Source organism: Paenibacillus sp. OAE614, assembly GCF_040546645.1.
Classification (GTDB): Bacteria; Bacillota; Bacilli; order Paenibacillales; family Paenibacillaceae; genus Paenibacillus_AQ; species Paenibacillus_AQ favisporus.
Window position 1 is genome coordinate 6,964,853 of record NZ_JBEPOD010000001.1, and the last position, 11,808, is coordinate 6,976,660.

Here is an 11,808-nt window from a genome sequence, read left to right on the forward strand (position 1 = left end):
AATTTTTGGCGGGCTCATGAGGGCTGTTGCGAACATAGCTTTTCAATATTTATTTTGTTAACTCCCTTTTTCTGTAGAATCCATCAACGCCATCTTGTTTGCCAGCATCCGTGCCAGATGTGCTTGAACTTGCCCCAATGCATCTTTTTTTCTTTCGATCTCCTGCATCTTTTGACTAAGAAGCTCAATTTTCTTTGAAAGGGGAAGATCGTTTACCTCATACGCTTGGATCACTTCTTTAAGTTCCGCTAACGTAAATCCTACGGCTTGAACCTTTTTGATCATCAGAAGATGATCGACTGCCTCTTCGCAATAGTCGCGATAATTGTTTTCTCCCCGTTGAACATGGCGGGCATCCAGAAGTCCTTCTTTTTCATAAAAGCGAATGGCAGAAGGGGTTAATCCGGTCCTCTGTGCCAATACATTGATTTTCATAAGAATCTCCTCAAATTGGTCTTGACCTTCAAGTATACTTTATAGTTTAGACTTTAATCGTCGAGCAGCAATGTGTCAAAGCATAATAAAAGATCAAGACGAAAAATTCGGAAAGAAGGAGATGCATGATGATTACGATTCACGCAATTGTTGTTGATCCCGCTGTAGAAGGACGTCTAAAGGTCGACAGAGTAGAGGCTCCCCGTCCTGCCTCGTCGGAAGCATTGGTTCGCGTTTATGCGATTTCTCTCAATCTTGGCGAGGTGCGCACTACAACAAGAGCAAATGCAGGGTGGCGCCCAGGGTGGGATCTATCCGGTGTAGTAGAACAGCCGGCTGCCGATGGATCGGGGCCTCCAGTCGGGGCTAGAGTCTTTGGAATGGTTCATTCAGGTTCATGGGCGGAACTTGTCGCCGTTCCAACGAATTTTTTATCGGAAATTCCCGAAAATGTTTCTTTTGCTCAGGCTGCAACTTTGCCTGTGGCTGGACTTACTGCTTTATTTGCATTGGAGAAAGGAGGCTTTCTGCTTAATCGAAAGGTGTTAGTTACTGGAGCATCCGGCGGTGTGGGCCATTTTGCCTGCCAGCTGGCAAAGCAAGCAGGCGCTATAGTTACCGCTCTTGTACGACGCGAAGAGCGTGCACATTGTCTTCAAGGGATAGGGATACACAAGGTAGTTGTTGGAGAAGACGTTGTGGCAGCCCAATCATTCGGCCCTTATGACGTTATCGTCGATACGTTGGGTGGCAAATCACTGAACGTCGTTTCGACCTTTCTTGAAAACGGTGGCAGCTGTATTAATGTTGGATCTGCAACAGAACCGGAAATGACACTCCAGGCTAGACTTGAATCGGTACCGGATGGAGTACTCGTTCTTGATGGAATGCCACCAGGAGGTGTGTCAAAAGATCTTGGGCGATTAGCTCATATGGTTGCCGAGGGATCATTGCATCCGCAAATCGATCTGGAAGCATCATGGACAGAAATTGCAGAGGTTACCCAGAGCCTCTTGAATCGAAGTATTGCTGGTAAGGCAGTGCTGTCTGTTTCCTGATCGCATTACAGGAATGCTAACGAGGCACTCTAGCATAGCTTATTCTAGAGTTAAGCAAGGTGTAGAACGTTATGGAGTCGTTAATCTAAAGCTCCAAAATGCAAAAAGGCCAGCAGCTTCTCGCTACCGGCCTTTCAGGGATTCATCCTAATTGTGCAATAACGGCTTGGGTTACAACCAACGTAGACTGAGGATTCTGGCCGGTAATCAAGTTACCGTCAACCTCATAATGGGTCGTCCAATTCGGAGCTGCCACATAGATGGCGCCCAGATCACGAAGCTTGCTTTCCAATAAGAACGGGAGATGCTGATCCAGCGTTGTCGCTGCTTCTTCCCTGTCCGTAAAAGCGCTGATCCGTTTGCCTGCAACTAGAGGACTCCCGTTTGATAATTTGGCGCCTACGAGTCCGGCAGGTCCATGGCATACCGCGGCAACAATCTTGCCTGCCTCATAGAAATCCCGTAGCAGTTCCTGAAGCTTGCGATTGTCCGGAAGATCATACATCGTTCCATGGCCGCCCGGTAAGAAAATCGCATCAAACTCATTCGAACCGACTTCATCCAATTTCAAGGTGTTCTCCAAATGTTTCTGAGTATCCAATAGTCGCTGTGGAGTGGTCGAATCTATGCTTCCAGGGTCGATAGGTCCTTTGCCCCCGAGAGGGCTTGCTACCGTCACATTGTATCCTTTCTCAACAAACTCCAGATAAGCCTCCGCGAATTCCGTCAACCATATCCCTGTCGATCTGCCTTCATAAATCTCAGCGTGATTAGTGACAACGATCAGCACTTTCTTAGCCATTACTATCAGCTCCTATATCAAGTAAATTCGTTATAAGATCAGTTTAAGGACAATGTATATATAAAACAAATTACGAAATAATAACTGATTGATAAATAAATTTATTTATAAATAGTTCAAAAATGATCACCCGGAACGTTGATATATATTGGCGGGCGGCCGGCACTGTGTTTATCGCGTCACAGAAGATAAGGACCTTCCGAATTCATAAAACGGATTGTTGGGGGCGTTAAAAAAAGAGCATTTTTCGCCGATAGATTCGTTAAGCTGAACCGTATCGCAAATAGGGCGAAGTTTTTGTTACAATGTAGACTACGGCTAGCCATTAGGGACGGTGATGAACATGGGAAGAAAGCAGGCTTTTACAAAATCGGAGTTGCTTGACCAAACCAAGAGAGTGCTTCTCGAATACGGTTATGAGGGGTTTCAACTTAAGTTGTTATCCAAGAGCCTGGTTGGAGCAAGAAGCACGATTTACCAATATTATGCTAACAAAGAAGAGATCGTTGCTGCATGTATGAAACGATCAATGGAAAATGTATTACAGAAGGCGTCGGCTATTGATGAAACGGATTGCATGAAGGCCCTTCAACATCTGCTAGATGTATATCTGGAGGAAGCTAGTTTCCATCAATTGCTTGGATATGCTCATAAAATAAATAAAGCCAATTCCGCGGCTGCGGCCAATGATCTTGAATTTGTTGAGCAAGCGCATGAGATTTTAAAAAGTCAACTGGAGCGATTGTTTGCTCGTGCGCAGGAAGAGGGACACTTGAATACAAGTATCCCGCTTCCTGCGATTATAGGTGTATTTTTTAACCTGATTGAAACTCCCAATATGATGAATATTCCTACACCTCAGTGGAGTAAGCTATTGTACCAAATGTGGCTGGGAGGGGTAGGAAGACGATAAGGAGCACAAATATATTTGACACGCGTGTCATATAAAACCTATAATGAATACGTACCGGACGAAATGTGATTAATTTGACACTCGTGTCATTTATTTGTGCTGAGGGGAGGATTAGCATATGTTTTTGGCATTGAAGGAATTGAGACACAGCAAGACAAGGTTTTTGATGATCGCTATCATTTTTGTGCTTATTTCTTGGCTGGTGTTTATATTGTCAGGTCTGGGGAATGGGTTATCTACGCTTGCGGCTTCGGCGTTTAAGACGATGAGGGCTGATTATGTGGTTTTCGAACAAGGGTCGAAGGCTTCAATGAGCAAGTCTTTATTGTCTAATGATTTGTCAGCTAAATTAGCAGAGATGCCAAATATAAGTGCCGTTTCACCTATGGGAACCATCATGGCATCGGCAATCAAAGGGAGTAGCAAGTTGAATGAGGATAAAGTTGATATAGCGATTATTGGAATTGACCCGGGGAGCTTTCTTGAGCCGGCGATTATTGAAGGAACGGGGCTGACATCCGATCAGATGACGAAGGTCATCGTTAATGAGACGATGAAAGACGAAGGATTTAAGCTAGGGGACACCTTCCAATTGGATGGTTCGACGGAATCGTTGACGATTGTCGGCTTCGTCAAGAATCAGACGTATAACCACGTAGCAGCTGTATTTACACCTATTGAAGAGTGGCGTAAGCTTGCGTTTGCAGCACCAGGCTCGGACAAAGGAGTCAAGGACCCCGTCAATGCGATGATGCTTCAAGGTAAAGATATTGATCGGAACACTATCAATGAACAGCTTTCGGGTACCGATACGGTTACTCGTGCGGCAGCGGTACAGGGAATGCCTGGATACAAAGAAGAGAATGGCACAATCATGATGATGCTTGCGTTCCTGCTTGCGATCTCTGCTTTCATCATTGGCGTATTCTTCTATGTATTCACGATGCAGAAGTCCAACCAGTTCGGGATTATGAAAGCGATCGGAGCCAAGAATGGATTCTTAGGTAAAGCCGTCGTCTCACAGGTGTTCGTCTTGTCGCTCTCAAGCATTATCGTTGGCATCTTATTGACATATGGTACAGCGGCAATCATGCCCAAAAGCATGCCGTTCATGCTGGATATGAAGCTGGTGTTCACGTATTCCATTGTATTGCTGGTGATCTCATTGCTTAGTTCGTTGGTATCCGTTCGCACGATTTCGAAAATTGATCCGCTTAAGGCACTTGGGAGGGTTGAGTAATGACTGAAGGCTTGCAAATAACAGCAGCTTCCAAATATTATAGCGAAGGATTGAATCGTATTGCGGCATTAGACCGAGTGTCCATAAAAGTGGAGCCAGGTGAGTTCGTCGCAGTGGTAGGTCCGTCGGGTTCTGGAAAAAGCACCTTTCTATCTGTCGCGGGTGCACTGCTCAAAGCTTCCGAGGGAAAGGTCATACTACATGGGAAGGACATATCGAAGCTGTCAGGCAAGCAACTATCCGATGTCCGATTGCATGAGATTGGTTTCATCATGCAAGCCTCTAATTTGGTTCCATACCTGAACGTTCTTGATCAGTTGCTTGTCGTGAAACGGATGTCAGGAAAGGTCCGTGCAGCAGACAAAGCTATGGCTATAAAATTACTTGAAGAGCTTGGTCTAGGCACTAAGCTGAAGAGCTACCCTGAGGAGCTGTCGGGGGGCGAGAAGCAGCGTACCGCCATTGCCCGCGCGTTAATTAACGATCCCAATGTCATATTGGCGGATGAACCTACAGCAAGCCTGGATACCAAGCGCGCCCATGAAGTTGTCTCCTTGATTGCCCATGAGGTGAGAACACGCCATAAAGCGGCGATTATGGTCACACACGATGAGCGGCTGCTTACCTACTGCAACAAGGTATACCGGATGGAAGATGGCAAATTATCTCTAGCGGAACTGGAGTCCATCCATTGAGGTGCTATTAAGATCCTCTCAATTTGTGAGCTTATTAAAATTTGAAAATTTAGGGAGATGGTGAAGATGATCGTCGTCACGAACAGAAGGTCTTGCTGACACATAACTTAACGGAATACGATGAGTTAAATGTAAACATGTATTGGGAGACCATGGACTCTTTTACTGCGTGGAGAAATAGCGATGCCTTTAAAGCGGCGCACAAACGTCCGGAGCCAGGTGCCGAGGCAGCCCATAAAGAATCTCCAATTCTCGGAAGTGAGATTATCACTTATGAAGTGGCATCAGTAAAAAACCGATAGGTTCCCATACAGCAGACAGGTTATATAATAAATCCAGGTACTGTGTAAACCGGTACCCATAGACTAGACACTTTGAAAAGGGTGTTGGTGTAGGGCTGTGGGTACTTTTGATTATGGAGCAGCAACGAGGGAAAATTCCGCCCTATAGAACCCTGCCTTAGATTTCATGTAAGATTTTTCGAAGGGACAGTTCCCCTCAATGCAGATGCTTCAAGTAGTAAATCCAAATCCTCAATGTAACGAAATGCTTCCAGTCTTGAATGTCCGTCCGGACCGTTTCAACTCTGGGATGAAGTGCTCGATTTGGTGAAAGTCCAGATATAGGCATGTTCCTTCTCTACCAATCCCCAAATTTTTTACATAGATTTGATATACTTTACGACTTCTATGATTTGATTTATGTTAAAATATCTCCGGATCAGAAATTGGAGAGGGGTTTTATAACTCATGTCATGGAAAAAAGTTCTAGGTAAAAGCACCATTCGTGTGGCTACTACTGCTCTATTACTTTCCCAATTGTTTGGCGCAGTAGGTTCTGTCTCTGCTGCAGGCAACGATGTCGAAGTACACTTGATTGGAATCAATGACCTGCACGGTCAGTTGGACACCACATCGATAGTTAGTGACAAAAAGGTCGGAACAGCTCCAATTCTAGCAACATATTTAAAAGAAGCACAAGCCAAATATGAAAACTCCCTGCTCTTCCATAATGGAGACTCTGTTGGAGCATCCGCCCCCGTCTCATCTCTGGATCGTGATGAGCCTACGATGGAATGGATGAATATGATGGGCTTTGATGTAGGTTCTCTGGGCAATCATGAATTCGACCAAGGTATCGCTGCATTAAAAGCACAAATCTTTGGTGGTCTGGATCCAAAAGAAGGCAAGGTAACCCATGCTGGCGCAAAATTTGATTATGTAAATGCAAACGTCATTGAAACTTCCACTGGCAAACCATTGATTAAGCCATATGTGGTTAAAGAAGTGGGCGGAGTCAAAATCGGATTTATCGGATTAGTGACGAAAGCGACACCTTCTAAAGTATCCCCAGCGGGTACAGCAGGCGTGCGTTTCTTAAGCGCAGAAGAAGAAGTTGCAGCCGTTAATAAATATGCAAAAGAATTACAAGATCAAGGTGTAGAAACGATCATCGTCCTGGCACATGATCCAGCAACAACCAAAGAAGGCGTAACCACTGGAGAAGCGGCTGATTTGGCCAAAGCTTTGCCTGCCGATTCCCCTGTTGACGTTATCGTTGCAGGTGACAATCATGCCTTAGCTAACGGTGAAGTGAATGGAAAATTGATTGTTCAGGCTTATTCTTATGGTACGGCATTTGAAGATATTAAGCTGATGATTGACCCTACGACTGGAGACGTAGCCGAAAAATCAGCCACAGTTACAACGACTTTTCAAGACGGTGTAAAAGAAGACCCTGAATCTTTAGCTATTATTAAAAAATCACTAGACAAGCATCCTGAGCTAACGAAGCCAGTAGGTACGACAGATGGTTCTGTCACTCGTACAGATGCTTATAATAACGAAGCCCCTCTAGGGAACCTCATTGCAGATGCAATGCGGCAAGCCGACTTTGGTGATAAGGCAAGCGCTGCTGACTTTGCATTTATGAATCCAGGTGGGATTCGTGCGGATCTGCCAAAAGGCGATGTGACCTTTGCTGATCTTGCTAAAATCCAACCTTTTGGCAATACTTTGGTAAAACTAGAGCTGACTGGAGCACAAATTCAAACCTTGCTGCAGCAGCAATGGGGTACAAACGCGGACGGTACACCAAACACCAAAACGCTGCAAATTTCTGGCTTGAAGTATACGGCAGATTTCAATAAGCCCGTTGCAGAACGTGTAACTAGTCTTACTCTTGAAGATGGTACACCGATTGATCCTGGAAAAACATATACGGCTGTAGTTAACAACTTTATGGCAGCGGGTGGAGATAACTATAAAGTGCTGGTGGATGCTAAATCATCCTTAGCAGGTCCGATCGATTTGGATGTATTCTATCAGTACATTGTAGATAAATTTAAAGGTGGCGCTATTCAAGCTAAAACAGAAGGACGTATTACCAACCTAGGTGCATCTACAGAACAACCGGAAACACCTGTAACCACAAAAGCCATTTCTCGTGCTGAATTTGTAAGTGCTCTGGTAGACATGTTGAAACTGAACGAAGTAGCTACAGCACCTGCATTCAAGGATGTTGCTGCTGACGCTGCATACGCAGATGCCATCGCTGAAGCTGCTCATGCCGGATTCATTCAAGGCTACGGTGGTAACTTCAATCCTGATCGTGATATCACTCGTGAAGAAGCGGCTACCATTCTTGCTAAATTGTTGAACAACCCGGTTTCTGATAAAAACGCTGCTACGATTATTGCAGGTTTTGAAGATGGCCAAACCGTTTCTGCCTATGCGGTTAAATCTATGGCAAAACTGATTGATAAGGGTATGCTGAGTGCAGCAGAGAAAAATCTGCTTCAACCTAAACAAGCCTTGTCTGTCGATGATGCAAAAGCTTTAATTCAAAAAGCAGTTGCAGCAAAAGCTTCATAATTTAGAACTTACTCAAACCTTAGATTACGACAGGAAAACACATCCTTTTTGGTGAATAAGCTTTCTTCTATTGATAGGCCTCAATTAGTCCCTCAATTCATGGGAAAAGGTTTATCTAGAAGAATGCTACATCCCCATTTAGGATGTGTTTTTTCATGCTTACATGACCAATCTATGGTTGCAGCTGATAGCGATGTTAAGCTGAACGGTATCACAAGTAGGGCGAAATTCAGACAAGAACCTGCAGGGGTTCAACTGCCTGATGCGGCTGCGATTATACGAACACGATTTCGGTTGAACTGGATGAATCCCTGCTCAAACCATGAACGACTTAATCAGATCGCCGAATCGTTAACAAAGCATGGGCCTTTTGTGCGTCATTCATCAATGCCATCCTGTATTCCAACATCCAGGTAAGCGTGCCAAGTATCTGATCATATTCATCCTTCTTACGTTCGACCTCACGAATCTTCTGGCGAATCCATTCAATCCTTTGCTGTTCGGAATACTTATCTGCATCATGATCCTGTAAGATTTCCTTCAGTTCAGATAGCGAACAATCCACGCGCTGGAGTTTCTTTATGAATTTTAGACGTTCGATCGCCTCTTCTGAATAATTACGATAGTTATTTTTTTCTCTCCGGACATGCCGACTGTCCAACAAACCTTCCTTTTCATAAAAACGAATGGTGTAAACCGTTAAACCAGTTTTTTCTGCCAATTCATTAATCTTCATGAAATTGCTCCCCAAAAAAAGATTTGCCTTATAGTTAACTCTATAGTTTAAACTCCAATTATTCAAGTCATCTAAACGCCGACATAAGCCAGAGCAATCAAGGTATTCATGAGTAGATATTTCAAGAAGTCCAGTTTGTGATGATCAAACAGAAAGGATGAAATCAATGTTCTCTAACAATGCCGCTTGGCTGACGAAGGCGTATGGGAAACTCGAGGCAAGCCCGCGCCATACACTCCTCCAGGCGAGAATGAAATGGTCGTTAAAAACCACGCAGTCGCCATCAATCCCGTAGATTGGTATAGACAACGTGTCGGAAACTTTATATTCTCATGGGTCAAATATCCTTTCATCCTCGGGGGAGATGTGGCAGGAGAGATTGTTGAAGTTGGCAAAAGGGTGCAGCGCTTTAAGGTGGGGGACCGCGTTCTCGCGCAGGCCTTAGGAATGGACCGAAATTGCAACCGTGCAGCAGAGGGAGCTTTTCAGCAGTATACGGTTGTTCGTGCTAACCTGGCAGCGCCCATTCCCGACAATATGAGTTATGAACGTGCCGTTGTTTTACCCCTGACGCTGGCTACCGCAGCATGCGGCCTGTTCCAGAAGGATCATCTCGCACTGGAATACCCTTCTGTTCCTCCAAAACCGACCGGTAAAAGTGTGCTGATTTGGGGCGGATCTACGAGTGTGGGCAGCAATGGCATTCAACTCGCCGTTTCAGCTGGCTACGACGTTATCACTACGGCATCGCCGAGAAACTTCGACTACGTACGAAAACTTGGTGCAAGCCAGGTCTTTGATTACAATAGTCCAGCCGTTGTTCAAGATATAATTAAGGCCTTAAAGGGCCAAACCATTGCTGGTGCACTTGCAATCGGCGCAGGCTCCACCGATGCCTGTCTGGATATCGTCCACAATTGCGAAGGCAACAAGTTCGTTTCGATGGCTAGCGCCCCCATTGGATTTGAAGCCATGCCAGACCGTCCGGGGTTCAGTTTTAAAATATTCCCGCTCGTGCTTCAGTTATTGAGGGCCAACGCCTCACTCAGGCGTAAATCCAGGAGAAGACACGTCCAAACGAACTTCATCGATGGTGGTACTATAGCAAATAATGAGGTAAGTAGAGTTATTTATGAACAATTCCTGCCTAGGGCGCTCGCAGAGGGCCAATACATTGCTGCCCCAGATCCCTATGTCGTCGGAAGGGGGCTTGAGTATATACAGGAAGGGCTGGATCTCCAAAGAAAAGGGGTATCTGCTAAAAAAGTGGTCATCACTTTGTGAATAAATCAGTACCATTCGATTTCGCCCTATTGATGATACGGTGAACTGTACCATAAGTGACGGTTGCCATGACCACCGTTTTTTTGGGTCTATGGAAAGATAAAAGAGAAGGGCAAAATTAATGATGTAAAAATAGCCCTAGCCTAAGTTTCATAAGGCTAGGGCTTGCGACTTGGCATGCAATTGCCCGGGGGTTAGATTAGCCATTAGCCCATTTCAATCCCCATACCCATTCTTTTAAGTATAGAAATTTACTTTGTACAGTTTTCAAACTCTTCCAAGACCTTGGATTTGTCGCCATAAACCTTTTCCAGGTGATCCTCTCCCCAATAGCATAAAAGATCTAGGGCGGGCTTTAATCCCCAGCCGTAGGGAGTTAACTTATACTCCACTTTAGGCGGGATCTCTTCATAAATCTTGCGTGCGACAATTTCATCCTTTTCCAATCCTCTTAGTTGAGTGGTCAGCATTTTTTGCGTAATGCCGGGGATTAACCGGCGAAGTTCAGAGGTCCGTTTCGGTCCTGTCATCAAATGATAGATGATTAAAGGCTTCCATTTCCCTCCCATTACTTCTAATGCAGCCTCCACCCCAACTTTATATTTCTTTCGAACGCGATTTTCCCTTTGTTCAGTCATCTTGTATTCCTCCGCAAAAAGGATGTGTTTTCGCTAAGAACATAACTTCCAGGGCATCTATCTAGGGCACTTCCATGTTCCTAGGGTACCTGTATGATCCTATAGAACGTGAAAGTGCGTACTTCCAGGTTATTTTAGCACTGTTTATAATAGCATCAGCCGTTGATCATGGCTACAAGTTAGCTGTTTGAGAAAGGAAGTGATGATACAAGCATGAACGTATTATGCGTTGTTTCGCACCCGAGAAAGGATTCCCTCACCTTTCAGGTCGCCGATCGTTTCGTACAAGGTCTTGCCGAGGCTGGCCACGCCTATGAGATATTGGATTTACACGGGATTGGCTTTGACCCGGTCTTAAAAGGAGCAGATGAACCGGATTGGTCTGCAGCCGAACAGTCCTTTTCCCCTGAGGTGGAAAGGGAGATAAGGCGAATGAAGGAGCACGACGCCCTGGCGTTTATTTTTCCAATTTGGTGGTGGCATTTGCCAGCCATGCTAAAAGGCTATATTGATCGCGTATGGAACAATGGGTTTGCGTACGGTTCGAACCAGCTTCATCATCAACATGTCTTGTGGATTGGTCTGGCGGGTGTTTCTAAAGAACAGATGGAAAAGCGAAATTACGATGAAATGATTACTCATCTGCTCAATGTAGGAATTGCAGATTATTGCGGTTTATCCAGTTCTGAAGTTGAATTTATATATGAGACCTTGGACTCCCATTCCAAGCATTATGAGATGCTGCTTAATCAAGCTTATCACTTAGGGTTGAATTATGCCAAGGAGCGAGGATCCGCTGTATAGAGGTTGGCATTCATGCCCAGGCCCGTAGTGTATTGCTAGTCAGTGAAAATCAAAAGACTCGTTCGGAATCATGAATTCCTACGGGTCTTTTTTATGCTTTTTGGAGAGAGACTTCGGATAGAGAGAGCCATTAACGTTCTATTAAAGTTGCCCGCTCCTTCTCAAATCTATATGAAGCATTTTCCGCAGCTCGTAAAGGTGGTTGCTAGGCGTCGGGCTTCATTGAAAGAGTGACCTTATCCGTAGTCTGGTAATATTCAGTAATTATTCAGTAAGAATTAGTATAATCATCGCAAGTCGACTTTATTCTCCAAAATTAGACAGAAGAAT

At 44.8% G+C, this 11,808-nt stretch carries 12 protein-coding genes; 8 read left to right on the forward strand and 4 right to left on the reverse strand.

Features of this window, described 5'->3' with window-relative positions; genetic code table 11:
* Positions 1-57 precede the first annotated feature (57 nt).
* Positions 58-435, reverse strand: a complete 378-nt coding sequence (locus tag ABIE48_RS31910) for a MerR family transcriptional regulator (protein WP_192716897.1) — start codon at positions 433-435, stop codon at positions 58-60.
* A gap of 125 nt (positions 436-560) precedes the next feature.
* Between ABIE48_RS31910 and ABIE48_RS31915 the strand changes: the two genes are divergently transcribed.
* Complete coding sequence (locus ABIE48_RS31915; RefSeq protein ID WP_354520372.1) at positions 561-1,493, forward strand: zinc-binding dehydrogenase; 933 nt, start codon at positions 561-563, stop codon at positions 1,491-1,493.
* A 142-nt stretch (positions 1,494-1,635) separates the two neighbouring features.
* On the opposite strand, the gene ABIE48_RS31920 is transcribed toward ABIE48_RS31915, so the two are convergent.
* On the reverse strand, positions 1,636-2,295 hold the full coding sequence (locus ABIE48_RS31920; protein ID WP_145027566.1) for a type 1 glutamine amidotransferase domain-containing protein: 660 nt from the start codon (positions 2,293-2,295) through the stop codon (positions 1,636-1,638).
* 343 nt (positions 2,296-2,638) lie between these two features.
* Between ABIE48_RS31920 and ABIE48_RS31925 the strand changes: the two genes are divergently transcribed.
* The 5 genes from ABIE48_RS31925 (at position 2,639) to ABIE48_RS31945 (ending at position 8,016) form a co-directional block, all read left to right on the forward strand.
* Positions 2,639-3,208 (forward strand): TetR/AcrR family transcriptional regulator, encoded by a 570-nt coding sequence (locus tag ABIE48_RS31925; protein ID WP_192716895.1) that lies wholly within the window; start codon positions 2,639-2,641, stop codon positions 3,206-3,208.
* Positions 3,209-3,326: 118 nt separating this feature from the next.
* Positions 3,327-4,448 (forward strand): ABC transporter permease, encoded by a 1,122-nt coding sequence (locus tag ABIE48_RS31930; RefSeq protein WP_192716894.1) that lies wholly within the window; start codon positions 3,327-3,329, stop codon positions 4,446-4,448.
* Positions 4,448-5,143 carry an ABC transporter ATP-binding protein gene (locus tag ABIE48_RS31935; RefSeq protein ID WP_192716893.1) on the forward strand — a complete coding sequence of 232 codons (696 nt, stop codon included), beginning with the start codon at positions 4,448-4,450 and terminating at the stop codon, positions 5,141-5,143. The genes ABIE48_RS31930 and ABIE48_RS31935 overlap by 1 nt, the downstream gene beginning before the upstream one ends.
* Positions 5,144-5,235: 92 nt before the next feature.
* Positions 5,236-5,445: an antibiotic biosynthesis monooxygenase gene (locus tag ABIE48_RS31940; RefSeq protein ID WP_354520375.1), complete on the forward strand. Its 210-nt coding sequence runs from the start codon at positions 5,236-5,238 to the stop codon at positions 5,443-5,445.
* Between the two features lie 447 nt (positions 5,446-5,892).
* Positions 5,893-8,016: a bifunctional metallophosphatase/5'-nucleotidase gene (locus ABIE48_RS31945; RefSeq protein ID WP_192716892.1), complete on the forward strand. Its 2,124-nt coding sequence runs from the start codon at positions 5,893-5,895 to the stop codon at positions 8,014-8,016.
* Positions 8,017-8,347: 331 nt separating this feature from the next.
* On the opposite strand, the gene ABIE48_RS31950 is transcribed toward ABIE48_RS31945, so the two are convergent.
* Entirely contained in the window at positions 8,348-8,752 is a 405-nt protein-coding gene (locus ABIE48_RS31950; RefSeq protein WP_192716891.1) for a MerR family transcriptional regulator, read from the reverse strand.
* 255 nt (positions 8,753-9,007) lie between these two features.
* Here ABIE48_RS31950 and ABIE48_RS31955 point away from each other — a divergent pair, with 255 nt between their 5' ends.
* Positions 9,008-10,036, forward strand: a complete 1,029-nt coding sequence (locus ABIE48_RS31955; protein ID WP_354520378.1) for a zinc-binding alcohol dehydrogenase family protein — start codon at positions 9,008-9,010, stop codon at positions 10,034-10,036.
* A gap of 251 nt (positions 10,037-10,287) precedes the next feature.
* Here ABIE48_RS31955 and ABIE48_RS31960 read toward each other — a convergent pair whose 3' ends face one another.
* Positions 10,288-10,674 carry a winged helix-turn-helix transcriptional regulator gene (locus tag ABIE48_RS31960; RefSeq protein WP_145027581.1) on the reverse strand — a complete coding sequence of 129 codons (387 nt, stop codon included), beginning with the start codon at positions 10,672-10,674 and terminating at the stop codon, positions 10,288-10,290.
* A gap of 213 nt (positions 10,675-10,887) precedes the next feature.
* On the opposite strand from ABIE48_RS31960, the gene ABIE48_RS31965 reads away from it, so the two are divergent.
* On the forward strand, positions 10,888-11,478 hold the full coding sequence (locus tag ABIE48_RS31965; RefSeq protein WP_192716889.1) for an NAD(P)H oxidoreductase: 591 nt from the start codon (positions 10,888-10,890) through the stop codon (positions 11,476-11,478).
* Positions 11,479-11,808: the final 330 nt, after the last annotated feature.

Coding starts and splice junctions, on each gene's coding strand:
- ABIE48_RS31930 (WP_192716894.1), top strand. CDS start 3,327: ATGTTTTTGGCATTGAAGGAATTGAGACACAGCAAGACAAGGTTTTTG.
- ABIE48_RS31955 (WP_354520378.1), top strand. CDS start 9,008: ATGGTCGTTAAAAACCACGCAGTCGCCATCAATCCCGTAGATTGGTAT.
- ABIE48_RS31915 (WP_354520372.1), top strand. CDS start 561: ATGATGATTACGATTCACGCAATTGTTGTTGATCCCGCTGTAGAAGGA.
- ABIE48_RS31965 (WP_192716889.1), top strand. CDS start 10,888: ATGAACGTATTATGCGTTGTTTCGCACCCGAGAAAGGATTCCCTCACC.
- ABIE48_RS31945 (WP_192716892.1), top strand. CDS start 5,893: ATGTCATGGAAAAAAGTTCTAGGTAAAAGCACCATTCGTGTGGCTACT.
- ABIE48_RS31960 (WP_145027581.1), bottom strand. CDS start 10,674: ATGACTGAACAAAGGGAAAATCGCGTTCGAAAGAAATATAAAGTTGGG.
- ABIE48_RS31920 (WP_145027566.1), bottom strand. CDS start 2,295: ATGGCTAAGAAAGTGCTGATCGTTGTCACTAATCACGCTGAGATTTAT.
- ABIE48_RS31910 (WP_192716897.1), bottom strand. CDS start 435: ATGAAAATCAATGTATTGGCACAGAGGACCGGATTAACCCCTTCTGCC.
- ABIE48_RS31925 (WP_192716895.1), top strand. CDS start 2,639: ATGGGAAGAAAGCAGGCTTTTACAAAATCGGAGTTGCTTGACCAAACC.
- ABIE48_RS31935 (WP_192716893.1), top strand. CDS start 4,448: ATGACTGAAGGCTTGCAAATAACAGCAGCTTCCAAATATTATAGCGAA.
- ABIE48_RS31950 (WP_192716891.1), bottom strand. CDS start 8,752: ATGAAGATTAATGAATTGGCAGAAAAAACTGGTTTAACGGTTTACACC.